We start from the raw sequence: 24,471 nt of genomic DNA on the forward strand, positions 1-24,471 counted from the left end.
TTGGTGTTCGTGCATTTAACGCACGAATATCGTATTTTTCTTGTCTCGAATTCAGATATAAAGACTTGCTGCCCTCTGGGCGAACAGTCTTTATTGTAAAGCGGCTTCGACGTCTTCAAGCGTCCGCGCTGCTTTCAATCTGTCGAGTGCATCAGCATCCTGAATGGTTGCCATGATCTGCTGCAAGGTCTCAATCTGTTTGTCCTTGTCATTGATGGCAAGCAGAAAGACATATCCGACAGGGACAGCTTCTTCCGGGTCTTCCATATTGGCAAACTGGACAGGCGATGTCAGCGTCGCAAATGCAATGCCAGCTTTAATCACATGCTCAGGATCGGTGTGGGGCACCGCAACGTTATCTTCGCGCTCAAGCGGCAATCCGGTCGGCATTGTCAACTCACGGCTGACGACAGCATCCGCATAGCCAGGCTTGACATAGCCCAGCTTTTCCAGCTTTCCAGCCAGTATGCGGATAATTTCTTCGTTGGTTTTCGCGTCGCTCTGAAGCTCGATCGCTTGTGGGTCGAGATAATCAATCAGACCAGCAGCCATTCCATTCTCCGTTTAAAGAAAGGTCGCACGTCGGTCTCGACGTGCGACTTGTATTTTATGCAGCGATCGTTGCCACCCTTAGGTAACAATCTCGTCTGCAGGTTCATCTTCAGCACCGGCTGCGCGTTCCCATGCCAGTGTATTGCGGCGATAGAGCATGAAAAGTGCCGCAATAAAAACGGCTATCACTGCAATGCCAATAGCACCAAGCCACTGGATGGCAGAGATGATGATGTAAGGCACCCACAGGAATCCATCGACCACTGATGTAATCTGCAAAGCGTTTTCAGGCAGTTTGAAGCCGGACGAAACCGCAGCGCTGGTAAACAGTGGAGCAAGTGCATTCGCAACATAGAAGCCAATCGCCAGTGTGATCGTTCCGACCACCACCATACGGAACACGTTTCCTTTCAGAAGCGGTGCAGTCATGGCAACGATGAACGGAATGACGGCGAGATCGGCGAACAGGATCACGCGATTGCCCGGCAGGATGACCGACAGAATAATCGCAATCGGTACCAGGATCAGCGACGACGAGATTGCCGCCGGATGCCCGATCAGGATCGCGGAATCGAGGCCAACCAGAAGTTCGCGGTCGCCGGTACGTTTGCGCACGAATTCCTGTGCGGCATCAGATACTGGCAGCAGGCCTTCCATGAGGATTTTGACCATACGCGGCAGCAATAGCATGACTGCTGCCAGTGTCATACCAGTGCCCAGAACCTTGGCAAGAACGGTGCCAAAATCACCCGCATTGTAAAATGCAATAAGACCGAGCACGAGACCGATGATCAGGCCCATCACAACCGGCTCACCAAAAACACCAAAGCGACGTTCGATGGTTTCAGTGTTGATGTTGATCTTGTTGATGCCGGGGATGCGATCCATGATCCAGTTCAGCACAATCGCGATTGGCAGGATCTGTGCGGAAGCCAGATGCGGTACCGACACACCGGGGATCCCATAAAACTGCTGAACAGCGCGCGCTGACCAATCTGCAAATAGCAGGGACAGAGCTGCAACAAGCGCTGCAACAATAATACCGTAAGCGATGTTATCCGTTGCGGCGACAACCAGCGAGCCGACGAAAGCAAAGTGCCAGAAGTTCCACACATCAACATTCAGCGTACGCGTCCAGCGCATAAGCAGGAGGGCGATGTTGACCAGAATGCCGACTGGAATAACCCACAGGCCCACCGATGAGCCAAAGGCAATGGCCGCAGCTGAAGGCCAGCCCACATCGACGATGTCGCGCTTTATACCTGTGTTGGTAACGATTGCCTGAGCGACTTCACCGATAGAGGTGAACATAAGGCCCAGAACCAGATTAATACCGATGAAAGCGACACCGATAGTGATCGCGGCGCGGAAGGCTTTGCCCACTTTTGCGCCAAGGACCACTGCAATAATGAAGATGACGATAGGCAACAGGACTGTTGCCCCAAGCGTATCGACTGCCGTTTTTAGTCCGCTCAGAAATGCGTCCATTCTAATCTCCTCCCCCCGGGACACTTCAAAAGTGCACCGAGCTCACAGAACGCCATTATTAGCTCGCACGTATCGACTGTTCAAAATGTGAATTGAGCGAAACGGCAGAACATTTGTATTCTATAGCAAACTAAAGTTGAATAACAAGATGGCATTTCGAGGGGTGCCGATGTGGCAATGAATGAACACTGGTATTGACTTAGAAACAAATGTTCATTAATCGATAAGGCATCAGAGGAGACTGCAAGCCTTTTGCAGGGACGTTCAGGAGGAAACGATGGCAACCAACGTGGCGTTGACTGGTTTGGCGCGTGATATGCAGGCGCGGGCAGATAGTGGGCGACCAATTCGCATCGGACTGATTGGCTCAGGCGAAATGGGTACAGATATCGTGACGCGTGTCGCGCACATGCCCGGTATTGAAGTTGGTGCTATCTCTGAATTGCGCGTTCCCAACGCTCTTAAAGCTGTCGATATCGCTTTTCAGGAAGAAGGTCATGGCCGCGAGGTTTCTACGGCTTCTGATCTCACTGCTGCGATGGAAGCGCATAAGGTTGCCGTAACCGATAATGCCAATCTGATTCTTGAGAACGATCTTATCGACGTTGTGATCGACGCGACGGGCGTTCCGGCTGTCGGTGCTGAAATTGGCCTTCGTGCCATGGAACACGGCAAACATCTCGTTATGATGAATGTCGAAGCTGACGTCACCATCGGTGCTTATCTGAAAGCTGAAGCAGAACGTCTTGGCGTGACCTATTCGCTGGGCGCAGGTGACGAGCCATCATCCTGTATGGAACTGATCGAGTTTGTGACCGCGATGGGGCATCCCATTGTCGCCGCAGGCAAGGGCAAGAACAATCCACTTAATATCGATGCCATTCCTGACGAATATATGGAAGAAGCCACGCGCCGTAACATGAATGTGCGCATGTTGGTGGAGTTCGTCGATGGTTCAAAGACCATGGTCGAAATGGCTGCCATTGCCAATGCCACGGGTCTTGTCCCGGATAAAGCCGGTATGCATGGCCCTGCTGCAACCCTTGACCAGCTTAACAAAACTCTGATCCCTGAAAAGGATGGCGGCCTTTTATCGAGGGTCGGCGTTGTTGATTATTCGATTGGCAAGGGCGTTGCGCCCGGCGTTTTCGTTGTCGCCGACATGTCGCATCCGCGCATTTCCGAGCGCATGGAAGATCTGAAGATGGGCAAAGGCCCTTACTTCACATTCCATCGTCCATATCACCTGACTTCTCTGGAAGTGCCGCTCACCTGCGCGCGCGTCGTACTTTACGGAAAGCCGGACATGGTTCCACTTTCGACGCCTGTCGCTGAAGTGGCAGCTGTTGCCAAGAAGGATATGCAGCCCGGCGAAAAGCTCGATGCGATTGGTGAATATTGCTATCGCGCCTGGATCATGACTTCGGGGGAGGCGCGTAGTGCGCATGCCATTCCTTGCGGGCTTCTGCAGGGTGGCAGTGTAACCAAGCCTATTAAGAAGGGTGAACTCATCACTTACGACAATGCTGCAGTCGCACCCGGTTCCAAGATTGCTGAGCTGCGCGCGCGTCAAGACAAGCTCGTTTACGGAGCGTGAGGACAAAACATCATGGTTCAAGCCAAAAAAGTCGAACCGCAGGATACGGGCGACCGTCATAATCTGCCTTACGTTTTTCGCACTTATTCGCCGGATCAGCTGAAGGAAGCGCTGCATAAAATGTATCTGATCCGCCGCTTTGAAGAAGGTGCGGAAGAGAGCTACACACGCGGTCTTATTCACGGAACGATGCATCTGTCTATCGGGCAAGAGGCGAGTGCAATGGGCTCGTGCCTGCCGCTGAATGATGACGACATGATTACGTCGACACATCGTGGTCATGGTCATTGCATCGCCAAGGGCGCTGATGTGAAGCGCATGTTTGCAGAATTTTTCGGTAAGGAAACCGGCTATTGCAAGGGTCGTGGCGGCTCAATGCACATAGCCGATGTTTCCAAGGGCAACCTTGGCGCAAACGGCATTGTAGGCGGCGGCATTCCTATTGCTGTCGGAGCAGCTCTTTCAGCCAAGAAGCAAAAGAATGGCAAAGTCGTTGTGTCGTTTTTCGGGGATGGGGCCAATAACGAAGGCGCTTTTCATGAAGCGTTGAATATGGCCGCTGTCTGGAAGCTTCCTGTTGTGTTCATTTGCGAAAACAACGGTTACGGCATGTCCACTTCGACGAAGCGTTCCACAGCAGTTGCAAATGTTGCTGACCGTGCCTCGGCCTACAACATGCCCGGCGTCATCGTGGACGGAAATAATCTGTCGGAAGTGGCAGAGGCCGTCAATGAAGCGACCGAACGCGCGCGGCGCGGCGATGGACCAACGCTGATTGAAAACAAGACCTACCGTATCCGGGGGCACTCCAAGAGCGATCGCAACCGCTATCGCACCAAGGAAGAAATCGAGCATTGGCAAAATGATCGCGATCCGATTGCGCATTTCGAGGCTGATATGAAGGCTTATGGCTTCATCAATGATGCCGAGATCGAGGCAATTCGTGCAGAGGTTGAGAAGGAAATCGCTGACGCGATTGAATTCGCCAAGAACAGCCCTGCGCCCGATCTTACCAACCTGACCCGCGACGTTTACACGGACGATATTTGAACATGGACACGACAATCCGTGAGTTGAGCTATTCGCAAGCTATCCAGGAAGCCATGGCAATTGCCATGGAGCGCGACGAGCGCGTGTTTCTTATGGGTGAAGACATTGGCGTCTATGGCGGCGCATTTCAGGTGACTGGTGATCTGGTTCATCGCTTTGGTGAAGACCGGGTTATGGACACCCCTATTTCCGAGCTCGGTGGCGCTGGCGTTGCAGTTGGTGCGGCGCTGACCGGCATGCGCCCAATCTTTGAGTTCCAGTTTTCCGACTTTGCTGCCCTCGCCATGGAGCAGATTGTTAATCAGGCTGCAAAAATCCGTTACATGCTTGGCGGTGCGGTTTCGGTGCCGCTGGTCATGCGCTTTCCAGCAGGCTCGGGCACGGGTGCTGCAGCACAGCACAGCCAGAGCCTTGAAGCATGGCTCGGCCATGTTCCCGGTCTCAAGGTTTTGCAGCCATCGACACCTTATGATGCCAAAGGCATGTTGCTTGCAGCTGTTGAAGATCCTGATCCAGTTATGATTTTCGAGCACAAACTTCTCTATAAGACCAAGGGGCCGGTTCCCGAAGGCTTCTACACTGTGCCAATCGGTAAGGCGGAAGTGGTTCGCGAAGGCCGAGACCTGACTATCGTCGCAACAGCAATCATGGTGCACAAGTCGCTTGATGCTGCTGCAGAACTCGCCAAGGAAGGCATTGATGTCGAAGTGATCGATCTGCGCACTGTGCGCCCGATTGATCGTGAAGCCATCATTAAAAGCGTGAAGAAGACTTCCAGGCTTCTTTGCGTTTATGAAGCGGTCAAAACACTTGGCATTGGTGCCGAAATCTCGGCAATCGTGGCCGAAAGCGATGCGTTTGATTATCTTGATGCGCCGATTGTGCGTCTTGGCGGTGCAGAAACTCCAATTCCATATAATCCCGATCTTGAGCGTGCAACCGTTCCGCAGGTCCCTGACATTGTGAAAAGCGCGCGCGATCTGGCTAAGGGAGTGCGCTGACCATGGCTGTGGAAGTCATTCTCCCCAAAGTCGATATGGACATGGAGACGGGCCAGATTTCGCGCTGGTACGCCAAGGATGGCGATACCGTCACGAAGGGCCAGCTTCTCTTTGAAATTGAGACTGACAAGGCCGCGATGGAAATTGACGCTCCGGCATCAGGTATCATTGCGGACATCAGTGCTGCTGAAGGCGCTGTTGTGCCGGTTGGTCAGACAGTCGCCTGGATTTATGATGAAGGCGAAGAGCGGGTTGGAACTTCGGTACCTGTTGTCGAAGAGAAGCCAGTTGCAGCTTCCGTAGAACCGATTGCTCAGAAACATGTTGAACCTGAGTCCTCCCAAGACGATGCAGCAGGTTCGACTGACGATGTGCGGGCAACGCCACTCGCGCGCCGAATGGCGCGTGAAGCGGGGATCGATCTGGCAGGTATTCAGGGATCTGGACCCAAAGGCCGTGTTCAGAAAAAGGACGTTGAAAGCAATATCAGCGTCGCTAAAACCGTGGCTGCACCAGTCTGGTCGGTTAACCGCACACATAGAGAAGACGCGGCCATCGGCCCGTTGAATGCAGTCTGGTTGCGAGAGGGTGAGGCCAATCGCTTGCCGATTGTTCTGATCCACGGCTTTGCAGCTGACCTCAACTCGTGGCGTGGATTGTTGGCCGGGGCATCGCTCGGCCATCCGATACTGGCGCTTGATCTTCCGGGACACGGCAATTCACCACGTGTCGTTCCTGAAAGTATCGATGACATTGCCGTTGCCGTCGAAACGACGCTTTCGGCCTTCGGTGTGACGTCTTGCCTGTTGGTCGGTCACTCGCTTGGCGGGGCGGTTGCTACAGTCACCGCTGCGCGTAGTGTTGTCGATGTGCGCTCTCTGCTGCTGATTTCTTCGGGTGGTTTGGGACCGCAGGTCAATGGTGCGTTTATCAAGGGTCTTATCGGCGCGAAAAGCGAAGCCAGCATCGTTCCCTGGCTGAAGCTGCTCGTCGCCGATGAGAGCCATCTGACGAAGCCGTTCATCAATGCAACAGTTGCACAAGCAGCTGATGCAGAACTGCGCGACACGCAGGGTGCGATTGGCGATCGGTTCTTTGCAGATGGCACGCAGACTTTTGAGGTGCGCTCATGCATTGCCTCGCTTGCAATGCCGGTTCGGCTCATTTTCGGTGCTGAGGATCGGGTCATTCCTGTCGCCCATGCACACGGCTTGCCGGGCAAGGTGGGCATCCATGTCTTCGCTGGTTGTGGACATATGCCACAAATTGAAGAACGTGGCGCTGTGCTGCAAATCCTCAAAGAATGTGCAGCCGCCGCCAGTTAATACTCGATCGCGGCGACCAAAAAGAAAGCACATCGTTTTATGACGATGTGCTTTTTGTCACTAGTTGGACTGCGCTTTGTCTTTGAGCATCTGAGCGGCACTCTCTTCGTCGGTGATGAGAACTGTTGGCTTCAACAGCTCAATCGCTCCCAGCAGAGCAGCGATTTTCTCGTTACCGCCCGATGTGAGAATGCGTTGTGGAGTCTTCTGAAGGCTTTCGATTTTGGCTGACATGACCCGGTCATGCACCGGATCGTCAACTATCTTGCCGTTTTTATCATAAAAGTGGAAAAGCACGTCGCCAACGGCCCCATTTTCGATCAGCGACATCTTCTGCTGCTCGTCAATCAAGCCGACGCGGTAAGATGTGCTGCTTGCGGTTTGAATGTCACCAACGCTGAGCAGAACCATGTCCAGTTCTTCGGCCATGTCGAGAACGGTATTCAGCCCGCAACGTTCAATAAGAGCGATCCGCGTTTCTTTGCTGTCAACCAGAGCAGGGGCGGGAATAAGATATCCTTCGCCCTGAAAAATCTGCGCGAACTGCCAGGCAAATTCCGGTGGATTGGAACGGCGGGGTTGAACGATGCCGCCGAGAAGAGAGATGACCTTCAGATCATTCAGCGGTCGCGCACCGATATGTTGCAGAGTGCTGGACAGGGTTCGGCCCCATCCCACTCCAATTGTCATGCCGTGCTGAACTTTTTCCGAAAGATAAGCGCCTGTCGCAGCGCTGATTGGTGGAATAGGATCGATATCTGGTGATGAGAGCGGCGCTACAATAGCGCGCTCCAGACCGAAGGTCTTTTCCAGCTCTACTTCCAGTGCAGTCAGACTTGCCAGCTTGCCTTCGATGGTAATTTTGACTTCATTGCGCGCACGGGCATCAGCAAGAAGGCGAACGATTGTCACCCGGCCAACACCAAGCGCTTCCGCGATGTCATTCTGGGTCATTTGTTCGACGTAATACATCCACGCAGCACGCGTTCTCAGCCGGCTCGTGCGGTTTTCAGCGGCAACGCCTTCTGATCCAATGATGAGGTCAGCTGTCTCCGGATTCTTCTGCGTCTTCTTGCCGGCTTTTTTCAAAATAATCCCTCAAATTATTGGCGCAATACTGCATTATAGAAGTGATACTCTTAAAGCGAACCTATTGCTTTTCCACGTGAAGGCAAACAATAATTCATGCGCTCTGTCCATGCTGTTCTGATGGCGCTGCGGTTAAGGAAAATGAATATGTTACGCATTCTTTCGGAAGAAATTGCAGTCAATCTGAAGGACCGTCTGCGCGAGGTTCGATATATGATTCGTCGCAATCGCCATGAAAGTTTGCAGGGCGAACAGGCAGCGCCGCGACCAGGTGAAATTGTGTCGCCGGAACTGCTTCTGGGACATGCAGCCAGCATGATGGATAAGGCTCTGACGACGGCTGAAACAATATCCATTTCGCTAATTTCGTCTAATCCGACTGTCCATAACAGCGCGCCGCATATCAAAAGTCTGGCAATATATTTTGGTGGCGGAACGGAAGGCGTGCGCGCTTTCCGCAAAGATATGTATTATCTCACCAAGGAAGTACTTCGCCGCAATCAACTGCCGAATGTGTTGATCCAGGAAGCTGTGTTCGTCACGGTGCATGAAAAAGTGATGCGCAAGCATGGGGCGCTGCTGAAGGGCGCGTTTGCTGCGGAAGCAGGTGACAACAAAATCACAGAAACGGCTAGGGCCATTACGGTCATTTTCCTTGAACTTCTTGCGGAAAAGCCTGTACGCTTTATCTCATTGGATGGCCATTGTGACCCGCAGGCGCTGCGCAGATTTGAAACAATGTGTTTCGCTGCGGTTGGTCTGGCATGTGGTTTTGCGACAGCCAAAGCCGCCGATCTTGAAGGAGTTGATCCACTGGAAAGCGCAATTCTGGCATTGGATGCACGGCAGGAACGACTCATGCAGGCAGCTGAAGATCGCGATCAGGCGCAGCTCGAAACTCTGTTCCAGACCTTGATTGCGCACCTGCCGTAATGCGAAGCCCGGATTCTAAAATCCGGGCTTGTTTTGACAGGTATATTGCCGCGCTGACCTAACTTCCCAGCATATCCGTAATCGTCTTTTTCGCGCGCGGAATTGAAGCCGGGCTCATGCTCAGTTCTGTTAGCCCCATGCGTAGAAACTCACCAATGAGTTCCGGCTTACCTGCTGCTTCTCCGCACATGCCCACCATGATGCCTGCTTCGGTACCTGCTTTTGCGGTCATCTCAATTGCCGCCATGACAGCCGGGTGGCTGACATCGTTTAACTTGGCAACGGTAGGGTTCAGTCGATCTGCGGCCATCACATATTGCGTGAGATCATTGGTGCCGATGGAGAAGAAGGCCGCTTCTTTTGCGAGTTCTCTGGCAGCGAAAACGGCTGCCGGTGTTTCGATCATCACGCCAAGGTCGAACTCGGCGAAAGCTTTGCCTTCGCTTTTAAGTTCGCTGATGCATTCTGAAATCAGTCGCCTGGTTGCACGGATCTCTTCGACATCCGAGATCATCGGCAGCATCACCTTGAGATTGCCGTTGACGGCTGAGCGCAGCAAGGCGCGCAGCTGCGGCTTGAACACGTCCAAACGATCCAGGCACATGCGAATGCCACGCCAGCCAAGGAATGGATTTTCCTCTTCGGGAAACTCAATGCCCGCAATCGGTTTATCGCCACCGATATCAAGCGTGCGGACAATAACCGAATGTGGTGCAAATGCTTTGAGAAGTGCTGAATAGGTTTCAGTCTGCATGTCTTCGGACGGCAGATGAATATGCTTCATGAAGAGAAGCTCTGTGCGGAAAAGCCCAACACCCATGGCTCCCGCTTCGAGCGCGACGTCGATTTCCTCCAGCGCGCCCATATTGGCTGCAACTTCAATGACGGTGCCGTCAGCGCGTCTCGGGACTATCGAGCGGTAGGCATCAAGCGCCTGTTTTTCCTGCAATGCAGCGGCAATACGTGCTTCGAGATCGTTGCAGGTGACAGCGTCCGGGTCAGAATGGACGATGCCGCTACTACCATCTACAGCAACGAATTTAGCATTTCTGAGCTGCTGAACAGCGCTTCCAAGGCCTAAGACGGCAGGTATGCCATGTGTGCGGGCGATGATCGCAACATGCGATGTGGCCCCGCCATGTCCGCAGACGACGCCTTTGATTTTCTTAAGCGGAGCCCGTGCCAAATCCCAGGCACCAATGTCGTCGGCGATCAGTACGGACCCTGCGGGCAAACCTTCCAGATTGATGTCTTCTTTGCCAAGAAGCGCAAGGCAGATTTGTCGGCTGACGGCATGAACATCATCAGCGCGTGCATTAAGATAAGGATCATCAAGTGCCGCAAACTGCCCGGCAACAGTGGATGCCGCTCCCAGCATTGCTGAAATTGCATCCATGCCCCCGCGAATGAGTGAGATAGCTTCTTCGGTCAGGCTGTCATCAGCCGCAATATCTTTCAAAGCAGCGATAATGCCGCGATCGGTATCCGCAAGGTTTCCTGTGGTGAGCGATTCATCCATGCGTTGTTGCACAGTTGCGATTGCCGATTTGAAATGGGCAACTTCGCTCTCAATTTCAGAAGCTGCAAGCTTTCGACCCAGCGGCTTGATTTCCTCGGGAAAGAACGCAAATGCAGTACCTAAAGAAACGCCCTCACTCGCTCCCACACCTTTTATCTGCCCATCGGGCAGCTTTGCGATTGTTGCTGGTTGAGCAACAGGTATGGGTTTAGGTGCAGTCTCTGGAACCGAAGTGGCCGTTGTCGCAGCATTGCTTTCTTCAAGACCAGCCTGCGGGTTTTCCAGATAGCCGATCAGCGCTTCGATTGCTTCAATGGCATCAGCTCCATCGGCGCGTACCGTGACTTCATCAAGCTCTTTGACGCCAAGCAGCATCAGCTTGACGGAACTTTTGGCACTGACGCTTTTTCCAGCCTTGGCGATCTCGATATCGCTTTCAAAACCCTTGGCCAATTTAACGAAGCGGGTTGCAGGGCGTGCATGCAGCCCTTCGTGCACCCGGACGATAGTCGAGCGTTCCATTTATGTAAGCCTCAAAGCGACACCTGAAACAATTCGACATGCAATATGCCGGAAAACGTTTCAATTATCTGTTCTAACATGCGATTCTGGCGGCAAGACTGGCGAGAATTAGCCGCCAATAATGATAATCTGGCCTTCTTTCAGGACAGAAACAAGCTCTTCACCGGCTATTTCACTGGCGCATATTTCGCCGGGACGATCTGTGGATTGTGCGCCCGTAAACGAAATAACCACGTGCCCGATTTCGCGTACTTTTTGCCATGCGCTATCACCAACTGCTGTAATCTCAGCGTTGAGTGAGCCTATGGTGATACGGGTTCCGACCACCGGTGCGAAAGCTTCAGGCCCTTCTTCCACAACATGCATCACAGACACTTCGGCCAGTTCGGGTGGAGAGCCGTCTGCAAACAGAATGAGCACGCCGCCTTCGGCGAGATCCGCAACTTCCGGGCCGATCGCGGTGATCCGCGTTTTCAGATGTATCGACATAGAGGCGGTCCTTTCTTGATATATCCTTCGATGCCCGGAAAAATCGATCAGGAAGCATCGCTATTGCACATTTTATGAAGAGCCTGCCGCTGTTTTGCAGCGACAGGCTGAGAGTTTTAAAGCACTGCGAGACTGACTACCCAGGCGATCAGAACAGAAAGCGGGCCCATGATCTGACGGCTGATCAGAACTGCTGGGACACCAATTTCGATTGTCTTGGGTTTAGCTTCTCCAAGCGCCAGACCAACCGGCACAAAGTCGCAACCGACCTGTGTGTTGTAGGCAAATAGCGCGGGCAGAGCCATGGCCGGAGCAATGGTTCCGTTTGCGATCTGCGGTCCGATAATTGCCACACCAACAACCTGTGCGATGACCGCACCCGGTCCCAAAATAGGTGACAGGAAGGGCAAACCACAAATTGCAGAAAGCACCAGCAGACCGACAATATTATTGGCAAGCGGTCCGAGTGGCTGGGCGAGAATGTCGCCGATACCTGTATAAAGGATCAGACCGATCAGCATTGTTACGAATGCCATGAACGGCAAGACGTTACGAATGACCTGATCAATGGTGCGACGTCCGGCCTGGAAGAAGATACCCACCACACGGCCCATGACGCGGCCGATGTTGCTGATAAATCCTACAAGTCCACCTTCGCTTGGTAGTTCCACCGGCGCGGGCGCTTCTTCCTCAACGGATGCAGCAGCTGGGGCTGCTGCGGCTGAACCGTCAGCAAGAATAATATTTTCGGGCTTCACGCCAGAAACGTAAATATCTTCAGTGATAAATTGCGCCAGCGGCCCGGATTGTCCAACCGGCGTGATATTCACGGTTGGAATGCGCTTACGCGGATAGACACCGCAACGCGCCGTTCCGCCGCAATCAACCACCACGACCGCCATTTCGCCTTCAATTGGCGGTGAGCGAAAGCCGTCAACGGCTTCTGCGCCAGTGAGTTCGGCGATCTGGCGCGCAAGCGGGTGAATGCCGCCGCCTGTAACGGACACAACTTTGCTGCGTTGCTCTGTCGGTTGAATGACAAGTGGGCCGCCCCAGCCATTTGAGCCGCGGGAAATCTTAACCGCTTTATAGGTCTTTACCATGTCGTCCTCCTCAATTCCCTCTTAGAGCTCGATGCCCTGACGCCGCGCCATGATGGCGGTGATGCGTTCAGTGAGCATGCCTTTGAGAAGGATCACGACGAGACCCACGATTGCGTACCAGATTGCCACGTTGATATGGTATCCGATTGGTACTGCGCCCTTCTTTTCCAGTTCGAGAAGTGCGACGAGGATGCCACCCCAGACGAAATATTCGCCCGGATTGATATGCGGAAACAGACCCAATGGCGGATGCACATAGGAAACCGCGGCATCATAGAAGGCGGGCTTGTATTTTTCATCCAGAAAAGACCCGAACGTATAAGCCATCGGGTTTGTCAGGAAGAAAACTGAGATAACCGGCAGGACGGTATAACGGGTGAGGGCGATACGTCCTGCACTGCGTGCGATGCCATGTACGCGCTTTTCGCCAACCAGTTCGGTTACCGCATAAAAAGCAGTCATCAGAACGACGAGCGTCGGAATTATGCCTGTTACGAACCCGGCAAAAACTTCACCGCCCTTTTGGAAGACACCAATAAAGTGTTTGCCGATCGAGGCGAGCCAGCCAAGCTGCTCTTCCTGCTGGACGTTCTGAAGGCGTTCCTTGAACTGGTCGACGGTAATCCCGCTGCTGTCGGCATCGGCAGGTGCGGTCGTGGTCGCCTGGGCCAGCTGCAGAAGATCATTTCCTGCGTGGTTGGCTGCATGGTTGCCATGCAGCGCAGCGTCAGAAATCATGCTGCCGGCCATGTGTATGGATTGCATTGTTGCGTCGGCATGTTGTGCCAACATCGTCATTATCGACATTGTTCCTCCTCGATTGCTTGTTTCAGGCAAGCAACTCCTATGCTCCCACTGCCTTCAGACCTTCGAGTTCGAGCCCATCGGACTGACCTCTTATACGGCCGATCTGTTCCATCGCCTGTGTGGCAGCAGCCACCACATCAGGCGTGCCTTCTACGATTGTGGGATTGTCCTGCAATTCGCTCAGGCGCATTCCCTCAAAGCCTTCGCGGCGGGTAAATTTGGCGAAAACTGTCCGTCCACTCATTTGCAGGAAGCGTCGCACCACCAAATCGCGGTCTACGACGAGCAACACAATGACACCTCTGCCGAAACGTCCCCGCACGTGGCCTGCGCCGACAAAGCCGTCAGAATATTTCGAGGTGATGCCTTTCATTACATCGGAATAGTGGCGCATCTGGATCCAGACCCCCAGAGACTGAAAGCCCCAAAGCAAGGCGAGCGCCAGCAAAGCCCATTGCCAGATTGCCATTTTTATTCTCCTCCCACGAAGGACGGACCGGATATTTTCCAGGTTCGTCTTTCATCAATTAGAGAACATTTGTCTTCTGGAATGTCAATATGTATAATTTTCTCGATAAATGAGAGTGAATGACACCTGACTTTTGAATCGGTTTCGCATAATGTCATTCGCAAACGGGAGGTTGCTCGCAACATGGACTTGCTACTCAGAGAACAAATGGCATCGATGCCTGATTTGCGTCATAGGTTGCGCCAGCTGCGTTGGTTCAGGGCAACATTCCGTAAACATGCGAGCTTGCTGCATGAGCTTTATGGCGTTGAATACGAGATCGACGAAAAGCAGCTTACCGAAGCCTTTCTTAACTGGGTGGAACTGGTCGATCAGAACAAGCGCTTCGCCAAAGTGGACCGCAAGGATTTCATCACTTTCGCTGCGGGTCTGGTGTTGCGAGAGCTGATCCGTTTATCGCCCGCTAAGGTCGTTTCACCGCCCAAACACGCGACGGGAGATTCTGCTCGTCTTTACGAAATTGTCCTTTTCTGGCCCGAGGGTTTTCTCTACACAAACTACTGTATCTGCGCGATTGCTGCTGTGCAGGAGCAGGAGTTTGGGACCGTGCCCGATATTGACCAATGCGCTGATGAGTTGCGGACATGGTGGTCTTACAAGGAAAATGTCTCAGAAATGCCGGGCTATGCAATTGCATTTCTGGATAAGTTCCTTGGCAGTGAACCGAACTGGGTTATGCCGGATCTGGCTTCAGCGCGCGCGGCCGTAAAGCGTGCGCTCGGTGAGAATAATCCCGTTACAAAAATACAAAGCACGTAGCCGTCAGTAGATTCAATTTAAAGTTCTGGGCTGTTTTCGCATCACGGCATGATCGTCGGTGCCTGTGCGTGGCTACGTTTTGTCCAGCGTATTCGCGATGATTGCGTGATGGTTTTGCGTATCAAATAAGCCACGATGAAAGTCAGAAAAGCTCTCGCAAACAGAAACAAAGTGCGAATGCGATTTTGAAGCAGCAAGACACGCACATCGATAATCTTACATTTTTCGATAGGCTGTCGACAAATGTAAGATTATTGATTATCACTGAAGGTGAGCTTTGGAGGAAGGCGTTGTCGGATCGGAGTGGATAATCCAGAAACGCTGTAAATCCGGGCTTTTGACAGGCATTAAACAAAAGTGTTGACAAGCGACAACATAGGCTGACAAATGTCAGTATGAGGTGGCATAGTTCAATTGGGCCAAATGTCCGATGGATTGCCGGTTCAATTAAGAGGTGGGAGCCTCTGATATCGGGAGGAGATGACGTGTCATCGTATGGCGTGGATAGGCAGACTGTTTTTCTGCTTTTGATCAATGGCGCAGTGCTGACTGCTGGTGCGGTTTTTGCCGGTGCCAATTTTATGGACAGCTATAATCTGCAGTCTATGGCCGCTCAGGTCCCGGAACTTGGTTTGCTGGCGCTCGGCGTTATGCTTGCCATGATTTCCGGAAATGGCGGTATTGATCTTTCCGGTATTGCGCTTGCCAATCTCGCAGGAATTGTCGCGTTCCTTGTGGCTCGCAACCTCATTCCCGTTGCTGACGCACCGCTTTTGTTCTCATGGACATTTGCTGGACTGGCGCTCGCTGTGGGCCTTGTGGGAGGGTTGATCAACGGCATCATGATCGCCTACGCGCGGTTGACGCCATTGATCGCGACACTTGGTACGCAGCTGGTTTTTACCGGCGTCGCAGTGTTCCTGACCAATGGCTCAGCAATCAGTCTTGGCTATATCGAACCACTGGATAATTTCGGCAATATGCCAATTCTGAGCATTCCGATGTGTTTCGCACTGTTTCTTGCGATCGCTGCCTTGCTGGCCTTTGTGCTGAAATACACGCCCTTTGGTGTGAAGCTTATGCTGATGGGCAGCAATTCTAAAGCGGCCCGTTATGGTGGCATCAACGAAAAGCGCATGTTGCTTATCACCTATACGATTTGCGGCATGCTGGCGTCGGTCGCAGGCATTATCATTGCAGCTCGCAATTCTTCGGTGAAGTGGGATTACGGCGGCTCTTATGTACTGATCGCCATTCTTATCGCAGTGCTTGGCGGCGTTAAGCCGGAAGGTGGATACGGTAAGGTTTTGTGCGTGCTGCTTGCCGCAACAGCCCTGCAGATTCTCTCGAGCCTGTTCAATTTCATGAATATTTCCAACTTCTTCCGCGATCTGGCCTGGGGTGTGTTGCTTCTGGTGCTGCTGGCATCAGCGCGGGTGCACTTAGGCTACTGGTTACGGCTGAGGCGATGACCAATTCCCTGAAGGCCCAGCGGGGAGGAAACTTGCAGGCCTTCAGGAATGAACCCAACAATAAGCATCATTATAATCGGAGGAGAAACATGCGTATTATTTCCAAACTGGCTGCCTGCACAGTGCTCGCAGGTGTTGCAATGGGTGGTGTTGCCGTTGCTCAGGACAAACCAACCATCACGACGGTTGTAAAAGTTACCGGTGAAAACTGGTTCACCCGCATGAATGAGGGCGTCGAGGCCTTTGGCAAAGACAATCCCGATGTAAACGCTAGCCAGGTCGGACCAGCTAAGGCAGATGCTGCGCAGCAGGCCCGCATTCTTGAAGACCTTGTTGCAAAGAACGTGTCTGCCATTGCAGTTGTGCCGATGGACCCATCAGCGCTTGAAGGCGTGCTTCGTCGCGCTGCTCAGCGCGGTATCAAGGTTATCGCGCACGAAGGCGACAGCCTGACCAACGTCGATGTTGATATTGAAGCCTTCGACAACAAGGCCTTCGGTACACGCATCAACGAAGCACTTGCAAACTGCATGGGCAAGTCCGGTAAGTGGACGTCCTTCGTGGGTTCGCTCGGCAGCCTGACGCATAACCAGTGGGTTGATGCGGGCGCCGCGAATGCAAAGCAGTATCCAGATATGGAACTGGTTGCAGAGAAGAATGAATCCTTTAACGACGCCAACAAGGCCTATGAAAAGGCTAAGGAAATCCTGCGTAAATATCCGGACATCAAGGGCTTTCAGGGCTCGTCCGCTATTGACGTGATTGGCATTGGGCGCGCGGTTGAAGAAGCAGGCCTTCAGGATAAGACCTGCGTTTATGGTCTTGGTCTGCCAAAGGATACCGGCCCATATCTCGAAACCGGCGCTGTTGATCAGATTTTCTTCTGGGATCCAAAAGACGCTGGCTATGTCATGAACAAGGTCGCTGATCTGGTTCTCAAGGGTGAGGAAATCAAGGACGGTATGGACCTTGGCGTTCCCGGCTATGAGAAGATGACCGTGATCAAGGGACCAGGCAAGGGCGTGATCATGCAGGGTCAGGCCTGGGTGGACGTAGACAAGTCGAACTACAAGAACTTCCCGTTCTAAGAAGTACTCCGCCTGTCTGATAATATTTCGGGGCTGCCTTGCACCACAGCAGCCCCGAAACTGCGGTATCGCACCCAACCAGTTTGCGCGCCTTGAACCAACGCACGGCGCACCAAGTGTCTGAGAGTTTCAGGAATTTTCCATGCACGCTACAGATTCAACACCTGCATCTCCGCCGCCCTTTCTTGAAATTCGAAACGTCAGGAAGTCGTTTGGTGGGGTCAAGGCGCTTAAAGAAGTCAGCCTTGTTATCGAAGCGGGCCAAATCTATCACCTGATGGGTGAGAACGGCTGTGGCAAGAGCACGTTGATCAAAATCCTTTCTGGCGCACAGCCTGCCGATGAGGGGCAGATTCTCATTGATGGTCAGCCAACAGGCGCCCTTGCTGGCGACATTGGTGCTATCGGTTCCTTGCGTGCAGGGATTGAGACTGTCTATCAGGATCTGTCATTGCTGCCGAACCTTTCTGTTGCCGAAAATGTCGCGTTCACTGAACAACTTGTTGAAGCATCGGGCAAGCTCGCGCGCAGGCTCAATGTTTCGGCTCTGCATGAAACGGCGAGGCGCGCTTTGGCCGAGGTTCATCTGCCAACTGATGCTGCCTTTCTGAAACGCAGAACCGATACATTACCACTTGCAACGCGCCAGCTTATTGCGATTGCCCGTGCGGTTGCGTCCGAAGCACGGCTCGTCATCATGGATGAGCCAACCACCTCGTTGACACGACAGGAAGTCGTCAATCTTTTGCGGGTTGTTGAAGGGTTGCTGAACAAAGGTGTCGCCGTTCTTTTTGTGACGCACAAACTTGATGAATGCAAATCGCTTGGTGGCCGTGCGATTATCATGCGTGATGGTTTGAAAGTCGCAGAGCTTGATGTTGCTACCCACACCAAAGCTGAATTCAGCCACTGGATGACAGGTCGTGAAATCAGTGAAACCCGGTATCGTACTGATCCGAAACTCGGCGAGGTGATGCTTGATGTTGATCAGCTGAGTGACGGGCAGAACTTTGAATCGGTGTCGCTATCCCTGAAGAAGGGCGAGATATTGGGCATCACCGGGTTGCTTGACTCAGGCCGCAATGAACTGGCGCTCGCGCTTGCCGGCGTTGTGCCTGCAAAGGCTGGCACAATCAGCTTGAACGGCAAGGCAATCGCACCGCAATCGGCAGCCGATGCAATCCGCTATGGCATTGGTTATGTTCCCGAAGACCGTCTTACAGAAGGGCTTTTTCTGGAAAAGCCTATTCAGGACAATATTACGTTGCCAATTCTTGATCGTTTGCGCAATGCGCTGGGCATGATCAGTGGCAGACGTGCCAGAAAAGTTGCGGAAGACAGCGTTGCCGATCTGCAGATTGTTGCACCTGATGTATCGATCCCCGTTCAATCATTATCAGGCGGCAATCAGCAGCGTGTTCTGATCGGTCGCTGGCTGACGATCAACCCGCAGCTGCTCATCCTGCACGGACCGACTGTCGGCGTCGATGTTGGTTCGAAAGATACAATTTTCCGCATCATCCAGCGTCTGGCTGACGATGGAATGGGCGTTATCATTATCAGTGACGACCTGCCTGAACTCTTGCAGAACTGCGATCGCATTCTCGTTATGCGACAGGGCCGTATCGTTGCAGCACACAATGCCGATGGACTGACTGAAGACGCGATCTACGCATCGATGGCCAGCATTACGAAGGAGATCGCGCAATGACCGACATAGTATCGGCAGAAAAGACCAGCGCGAAAGACCGTGGCATTCTGCTGCGTCTTTGGGACCTGATGGGTGCCAGACCTGAACTGTTCACGCTTTTGCTGACAGTCATTACCTGTTTTGTGGTGATCGCGGCTAATCCCGACTTCCTGCAGATGAGCAATCTGGTGGACATCCTTCGCGCATCTGTCGTGCGTGGTCTGTTTGCCATGGGTGTGCTTGTCGTGCTGGCGTCGGGTGGTATCGATGTTTCGTTTACGGCGATTGCAGCTTTCGTCATGTATGCGCTGACGATGCTGGTGACGAACCTGTTCCCGGAAATGCCAATGGCACTCATTCTGGTGTTGGCAGCTTTGGGTGGCGCGTGCTTTGGCGCTCTGAATGGCTTTCTCGTGCAGAAACTGCAGGCACCATCGCTGATCGTCACGATTGGCACGCAATATGTGATCCGAAGCTTCCTGCTGACCTTCGTTGGTACAGCACTATTCATGAATATCCCGGCTGCGATGGATGCCTTCGGTAAGGCGTCATTGTTCACGCACCGCGCATCGAACGGTGTCGTTTCGGTTCTGCCTGCAACTGTTCTGGTACTCGTGGTTGCAGCCTTCGTGACATGGTTCATCCTTGAGCGCACGTTGATGGGACGCGCGATTTTCGCAGTCGGTGGTAACCCATCGATTGCCGAGCGTCTCGGCATCAATCTCTTCCGTGTCCGTATTTTCGTCTTCGCTTATGCAGGATTGCTGGCTGGCATTGCAGGCGTCGTTCATGTCTCCAGCAACCGCCTTGCCAATCCCTTTGATCTGGCTGGGATGGAGCTCGAAATTATCGCCGCGGTTGTGCTCGGCGGAGCCCGTATCACGGGTGGCTCGGGTTCGGTTATCGGAACATTGCTGGGTGTGCTGCTGATAACACTTGTGAGCAATGTACTGATCTTTGTGGGCATCCCGAGCACGCTGCAACTGGCGATCATTGGAGCTTTCATTCTGCTGGCCGGCACGATCTTCGCTTTGCGCGATAGAACCTGAAGCAAGCTGCATAAACCTAAACATTAAGCGTTTCTATTGAACAGAACTGGGACGGTCTGCGTGGATTTAGCGGGCCGCTCCCGCCTGAAATCTGGGAGGATCTCATGTCTCACGATGTGTCCGTTATCGGGCTCTATATTCTCGACGTTCTCGGACGCCCAGTGGATGCGATTCCGGCGGGTGGCAATGTCGAGTTTATCGACGAAATCCGGCTGACAGTGGCCGGGACAGCTGGCGGAACAGTAGTCGATCTTGCCAAGCTTGGCCTCAACTGTCTTGCGGTTGGTGCAGTGGGTGACGACGAGAAAGCTGATTTTGTACTGGCGACTTTGCAACGCTTTGGCGTTGATGTCACTGAGATGCAGCGCTTGAAGGGTATTCCAACATCCTCATCGATATTGAATATTCGCCGCAATGGAGATCGTCCGGCGCTGCATGCGCGCGGTGCATCTGATCACTTTGAGATTGCCGACAGTGCACTGGATGCAGTTCTGGCACCGCCAATTATTCATCTTGGTGGAACGGGTCTATTGGCAAAGCTGGATGGCGAGCCGAGCCGAAAGCTGCTTGCGGAAGCAAAAGCACGAGGTCGGACGACCACGTTCGATCTTCTGGGTGCCAATGATGGGACGCTTGATCTTATTGCTCCTCTCTTTCCGCATATCGACTACTTCATGCCGTCGATTGAGGAAGCGAAGCAAATTTCGGGCGCAGAAAACGTTGAAGATGCCGGCCAGTTCTTTATTGAACGGGGCGTCAAGCACTGCGTCTTTACTCTTGGTGGGGATGGAGTTTGCTTCATGGATGCATCTGGCGCGGTTCTGCGTCAGCCAGCATTCCAGATCGAAGTTGTCGATACGACGGGTTGTGGTGACGCGTTCGATGCGGGCTTTATCACGGCTTTGCATCGCAAGATGGATGTGAAGACAGCGCTCAATTTCGCGCAGGCCTCCGCAGCCCTGGTTGCGACTGGGCTAGGTTCAGATGCTGGTATCCGCTCTTTCGAGGATACGCTGAATTTCATGAACACTGCGCCAATCAAGCAGTAATGGAAACGCGGCGGATTGTCTAAAACGATCCGCCGCTTCCAGCTCTAATTCGTTAGCAGAAGCTGGGCTGCTTCGAAATCGGTTACGAGATGGGTGGCATAGCCACCTGTAAGCACTGCATGGATGGCTTCCACCTTACGCGCGCCACCGGCAACGCAGAGCCTGCGCGGAACACGGTGCAGTTCATCAAGTTCAATGCCAATCACGCGTTGATCAAGTTCGCGGACAACCTGCTTTCCTTGATTATCAAGGAAGCGGCAGATCAGCACTGCAACCGCACCATCCTTGGCATAGGCGTCAATTTCTTCGTCAGTGGTGACGTCAGCTATGCGCATTGTGCTATCCGATGATAGTCCGCCGACGCCAAAGACGATCATGTCTGACTGAGCAATGAGTTCGAATTGTCTTTTAAGTGCGGGCTCACCCATCAAGGCATCGCGTAACCCTGCGCTGCTCAAAATGGCCGGAGCCAGCATGTTCACGCTGGTTGCGCCGACATTGCGTGCCATGATCGATGTGCAAAGCTCGGCCGCAAATTCGCGCTTACCCATGGATGAGCCCGTTACCTGAACGACGGTTAGTCCTTCAACAGGCCGCGGAAGCGAGATGGCATCAGCGATTGCGAGAACTGTTTGCCCCCACGAAACGCAGATTGTGTCGCCAGATTTTATCATGCGTTCGATAAGGCGTGCACCGCCTGTTCCCAACGCCTGCAGTCGTGTTGCGGGAGAGGCGGTCTTTTCACTCGGGATAACGAGAACTTCGTCCAGACCATATCTGGCAGCAAGCTTATGTGCGGTCTCTGTGCGCGCAAGGATTTCCGAATTCATCAGAATTCTCACCACCCCGCGCTGCCGTGCTTCCTGTAGATAATTGACGATTGTGGCGCGAGAAACGCCCATCTTCTTTGCAATATCGTTCTGGGTGAGCTGGTCCTCATAATAGAGCCAAGCCGCCCATACAATCGCGTCATCAAACTCAGCCGGGATGGCATGCGTAGACGGTGTCAGATCGTCCGATGTCATACTGATTTCCTGATGTTAGCCGTTCATCTGACTCGCACAGAAAAGAGTTTTAATCAACAAGCCAATCAAGGAAGTTGACTAATGTCAGTATATAGTGTCAATTGTTCTGTGAGTGAGGAGCTATCTTCATAAATTATTGTTTTGCCATGGGAAAAGACGTTTTCCGTGAGCGCTTGTCTATGTCTGCGGCGTCAAGGCAGCAGATTGCCAACTGAGGAGCAGGCAGATGAAGTCAAATTGGTCGGATGCGGATTTTAACGCAATTGTTGGGGCTTATGAGAAGGCTGGTATCAATCGCGATGTTGCCATTCGCACATACACCACACGTTTGCTGGGATCTGAACCAAAACTCGTTCTGCATGGCGGTGGCAACACATCAGTCAAAACAATACTAAACGATCACGATGGCACACCTGTCGAGGTGCTTTGTGTGAAGGGCAGTGGCTGGGATATGGGCAAGATCGAGCCGGCAGGATTGCCCGCGCTTCACCTTGAACGTCTCAAGGCTATGGTGAACTACGCTTCGTTGAGCGACGATGATATGGTTATGTTGCAGCGCCGTCTGCTTCTTGATCCGTCATCGCCCAATCCTTCTGTCGAAGCAATTTTGCATGCAATTCTTCCTTTCAAACACGTCGATCACACCCATGCCAATGCGATTGTTGCGCTGACTAATCAGCCGAACGGCGAAGCAATCATTCGCGAATTGTTTCCTGAAATGATTATCGTTCCTTATGTCATGCCGGGATTTGATCTGTCCAAAGCATGTCAGAAGGCATTTGCCGAACGCCCTGATGCGCCGGGAATGATATTGTTGAAGCACGGTATCTTCACCTGGTCGGAAGATCCGCGCATCGCTTATGAGAATATGATTGAAGCGATTGATCGTGCTGAAAAGCGGATTTCAAAAGGGAACCCGCATCCTTTCGGACGTGCCAGCACCAAAGGGCACCAAGAAAAGCTTGCTTCAATTGCCGATATTGCACCGATCTTGAGAGGAGCGATAGCGCTTCCCGGCAAAGAAGAAGGTCGCCCGCGTCGCTTCATCATGGAGCATCGTTCGAGTGAGGATATTCTTGATTTCTGTGGTGCGCCCAATGTCACCGATCTCGTTCGCCGTGGCAACGCAACGCCCGAGCACGTGATCCATATCAAGCGCTATGGTGTATCTCTTCCTGCCCCTTATGCCTATGATCTTGAGAACTGGGCGCAGATTGTTAAAGACCGCGTCGCCTCTTATATCGCGGATTATAAAGACTATTTTGAGCGCAACAACGCGCGTGTCGGCGGCGGAAAAACCATGCTCGATCCGATGCCTCGCGTTTTCTACATTGACAGTATCGGCTTGTTTGCTGCCGGACCGACCCAAAAAGCGGCCCGTATCGGTGCAGACGTTGCAGAGGCAACTATCGAAGTCATCCGGGGAGCCGAAGGCATTGATCAGTTTGAAGCATTGTCAGAAGAAGATCTTTTCGACATCGAATATTGGTCGCTTGAACAGGTTAAACTCGCCAAACAAACAGAAAAGCCACTTACCCGTCAGGTCGCTGTCGTCACTGGTGGGGCTGGCGGCCTTGGTCTTGCCATTGCCGAGCGTCTCAAAGAGCAGGGCGCCGAAATTGCTTTGATCGACATCGATGCGGAGCGTGTGACAGCGGAAGCAAAGCGTCTGGGTGGTAAGGCTGTTGCTTGCGATCTCACCAATCCTCAATCCGTTGAACAGGCGATCGCAGATATTGTCGCGGCTTATGGCGGCGTGGATATTCTGGTTTCAAATGCCGGTGCAGCCTTTCAGGGCGCACTCGCATCAGTCGATGACGCGTTGTTCAAATCGGCATTCGATCTCAACTTCTGGAGCCACCATTACATTGCCCGCGCTGCCGTGAATGTTATGAAGCGTCAGGGAACAGGCGGCTCCATTGTGTTCAATGTGAGCAAACAGGCAGTCAATCCTGGCCCGGATTTTGGCCCTTATGGTACTTCAAAGGCCGCACTCATGGCCTTGATGCGGCAATATTCATTGGAACATGCCGCTGATGGAATTACGGTGAATGCCGTCAATCCAGATCGTATCCGTACAGGTTTGATGACTGATGAAATGGTCGAAGAACGGGCGCAAGCGCGCGGCGTGACGCCGGAGGTCTATATGCGCGGCAATCTGCTCAAGCGAGAAGTTCTCGCAAATGATGTTGCGGATGCGTTTTTGCACCTCATTTCAGCTCGGACCTCAACGGGTGCTGTTGTCACCGTTGACGGCGGCAATGTTGCCGCGATGATGCGCTAAATATCTAGTCTCGTGCATAAAAGGCAGCGCTTATTTATGGAGCGCTGCCTT

21 protein-coding genes are annotated in these 24,471 nt (G+C 52.9%); 12 read left to right on the top strand and 9 right to left on the bottom strand.

Translation table 11 applies throughout. The features are described 5' to 3' along the window. Positions 1-90: 90 nt before the first annotated feature. Together CEV32_RS02405 and CEV32_RS02410 are read right to left on the bottom strand one after the other, a co-directional pair. Entirely contained in the window at positions 91-552 is a 462-nt protein-coding gene (locus CEV32_RS02405) for a PTS sugar transporter subunit IIA (RefSeq protein WP_094573850.1), read from the bottom strand. Between the two features lie 78 nt (positions 553-630). Continuing rightward, on the bottom strand, positions 631-2,040 hold the full coding sequence (locus tag CEV32_RS02410) for a PTS galactitol transporter subunit IIC (protein ID WP_094573851.1): 1,410 nt from the start codon (positions 2,038-2,040) through the stop codon (positions 631-633). Between the two features lie 277 nt (positions 2,041-2,317). Here CEV32_RS02410 and CEV32_RS02415 point away from each other — a divergent pair, with 277 nt between their 5' ends. Genes CEV32_RS02415 through CEV32_RS02430 form a run of 4 tightly spaced genes read left to right on the top strand, consistent with a single transcriptional unit; the run spans position 2,318 to position 7,013 of the window. Beyond that, a complete protein-coding gene (locus CEV32_RS02415) occupies positions 2,318-3,637 on the top strand; it encodes an NAD(P)H-dependent oxidoreductase (RefSeq protein ID WP_094573852.1) in 1,320 nt (439 codons plus the stop codon). A gap of 12 nt (positions 3,638-3,649) precedes the next feature. Continuing rightward, complete coding sequence (locus CEV32_RS02420; protein WP_094573853.1) at positions 3,650-4,687, top strand: thiamine pyrophosphate-dependent dehydrogenase E1 component subunit alpha; 1,038 nt, start codon at positions 3,650-3,652, stop codon at positions 4,685-4,687. Positions 4,688-4,689: 2 nt separating this feature from the next. After that, entirely contained in the window at positions 4,690-5,688 is a 999-nt protein-coding gene (locus CEV32_RS02425) for an alpha-ketoacid dehydrogenase subunit beta (RefSeq protein ID WP_094573854.1), read from the top strand. Between the two features lie 2 nt (positions 5,689-5,690). Beyond that, a complete protein-coding gene (locus tag CEV32_RS02430) occupies positions 5,691-7,013 on the top strand; it encodes an acetoin dehydrogenase dihydrolipoyllysine-residue acetyltransferase subunit (protein ID WP_094573855.1) in 1,323 nt (440 codons plus the stop codon). A gap of 60 nt (positions 7,014-7,073) precedes the next feature. Here the strand turns inward: CEV32_RS02430 and CEV32_RS02435 are convergent, their stop codons facing one another. After that, positions 7,074-8,102: a sugar-binding transcriptional regulator gene (locus CEV32_RS02435; protein ID WP_094573856.1), complete on the bottom strand. Its 1,029-nt coding sequence runs from the start codon at positions 8,100-8,102 to the stop codon at positions 7,074-7,076. A 147-nt stretch (positions 8,103-8,249) separates the two neighbouring features. Here CEV32_RS02435 and CEV32_RS02440 point away from each other — a divergent pair, with 147 nt between their 5' ends. Beyond that, on the top strand, positions 8,250-9,035 hold the full coding sequence (locus tag CEV32_RS02440; protein ID WP_094573857.1) for a hypothetical protein: 786 nt from the start codon (positions 8,250-8,252) through the stop codon (positions 9,033-9,035). Between the two features lie 58 nt (positions 9,036-9,093). Here the strand turns inward: CEV32_RS02440 and ptsP are convergent, their stop codons facing one another. The 5 genes from ptsP to CEV32_RS02465 all read right to left on the bottom strand — a co-directional run bounded on the left by ptsP (position 9,094) and on the right by CEV32_RS02465 (position 13,944). Beyond that, positions 9,094-11,076 carry a phosphoenolpyruvate--protein phosphotransferase gene (gene ptsP, locus CEV32_RS02445; protein ID WP_094573858.1) on the bottom strand — a complete coding sequence of 661 codons (1,983 nt, stop codon included), beginning with the start codon at positions 11,074-11,076 and terminating at the stop codon, positions 9,094-9,096. Between the two features lie 108 nt (positions 11,077-11,184). Further along, on the bottom strand, positions 11,185-11,565 hold the full coding sequence (locus CEV32_RS02450; protein WP_094573859.1) for a PTS glucitol/sorbitol transporter subunit IIA: 381 nt from the start codon (positions 11,563-11,565) through the stop codon (positions 11,185-11,187). Between the two features lie 116 nt (positions 11,566-11,681). Then, complete coding sequence (srlE, locus tag CEV32_RS02455; protein WP_094573860.1) at positions 11,682-12,668, bottom strand: PTS glucitol/sorbitol transporter subunit IIB; 987 nt, start codon at positions 12,666-12,668, stop codon at positions 11,682-11,684. 21 nt (positions 12,669-12,689) lie between these two features. Then, on the bottom strand, positions 12,690-13,475 hold the full coding sequence (gene srlA, locus CEV32_RS02460) for a PTS glucitol/sorbitol transporter subunit IIC (RefSeq protein WP_094573861.1): 786 nt from the start codon (positions 13,473-13,475) through the stop codon (positions 12,690-12,692). Positions 13,476-13,512: 37 nt separating this feature from the next. After that, a complete protein-coding gene (locus CEV32_RS02465) occupies positions 13,513-13,944 on the bottom strand; it encodes a transcriptional regulator GutM (protein WP_094573862.1) in 432 nt (143 codons plus the stop codon). A gap of 183 nt (positions 13,945-14,127) precedes the next feature. On the opposite strand from CEV32_RS02465, the gene CEV32_RS02470 reads away from it, so the two are divergent. From CEV32_RS02470 to CEV32_RS02495, 6 genes are all read left to right on the top strand, one after another. Beyond that, complete coding sequence (locus CEV32_RS02470) at positions 14,128-14,763, top strand: hypothetical protein (protein ID WP_094573863.1); 636 nt, start codon at positions 14,128-14,130, stop codon at positions 14,761-14,763. A gap of 485 nt (positions 14,764-15,248) precedes the next feature. Next, positions 15,249-16,235, top strand: a complete 987-nt coding sequence (locus CEV32_RS02475) for an ABC transporter permease (RefSeq protein ID WP_094573864.1) — start codon at positions 15,249-15,251, stop codon at positions 16,233-16,235. Positions 16,236-16,324: 89 nt separating this feature from the next. Continuing rightward, a complete protein-coding gene (locus CEV32_RS02480; RefSeq protein ID WP_094573865.1) occupies positions 16,325-17,323 on the top strand; it encodes an autoinducer 2 ABC transporter substrate-binding protein in 999 nt (332 codons plus the stop codon). Between the two features lie 142 nt (positions 17,324-17,465). Continuing rightward, positions 17,466-19,034 (top strand): sugar ABC transporter ATP-binding protein, encoded by a 1,569-nt coding sequence (locus tag CEV32_RS02485; protein ID WP_094573866.1) that lies wholly within the window; start codon positions 17,466-17,468, stop codon positions 19,032-19,034. Continuing rightward, positions 19,031-20,062, top strand: a complete 1,032-nt coding sequence (locus tag CEV32_RS02490) for an ABC transporter permease (RefSeq protein ID WP_094573867.1) — start codon at positions 19,031-19,033, stop codon at positions 20,060-20,062. The genes CEV32_RS02485 and CEV32_RS02490 overlap by 4 nt, the downstream gene beginning before the upstream one ends. A gap of 104 nt (positions 20,063-20,166) precedes the next feature. Next, entirely contained in the window at positions 20,167-21,111 is a 945-nt protein-coding gene (locus CEV32_RS02495; protein ID WP_094573868.1) for a carbohydrate kinase family protein, read from the top strand. Positions 21,112-21,155: 44 nt separating this feature from the next. On the opposite strand, the gene CEV32_RS02500 is transcribed toward CEV32_RS02495, so the two are convergent. Beyond that, complete coding sequence (locus CEV32_RS02500) at positions 21,156-22,136, bottom strand: sugar-binding transcriptional regulator (RefSeq protein WP_094573869.1); 981 nt, start codon at positions 22,134-22,136, stop codon at positions 21,156-21,158. 226 nt (positions 22,137-22,362) lie between these two features. Here CEV32_RS02500 and CEV32_RS02505 point away from each other — a divergent pair, with 226 nt between their 5' ends. Next, on the top strand, positions 22,363-24,420 hold the full coding sequence (locus CEV32_RS02505; RefSeq protein WP_094573870.1) for a bifunctional aldolase/short-chain dehydrogenase: 2,058 nt from the start codon (positions 22,363-22,365) through the stop codon (positions 24,418-24,420). Positions 24,421-24,471 lie beyond the last annotated feature (51 nt).

Origin of the sequence: Brucella rhizosphaerae, assembly GCF_002252475.1 — a bacterium.
In the GTDB taxonomy this organism is placed as follows: Bacteria; Pseudomonadota; Alphaproteobacteria; order Rhizobiales; family Rhizobiaceae; genus Brucella; species Brucella rhizosphaerae.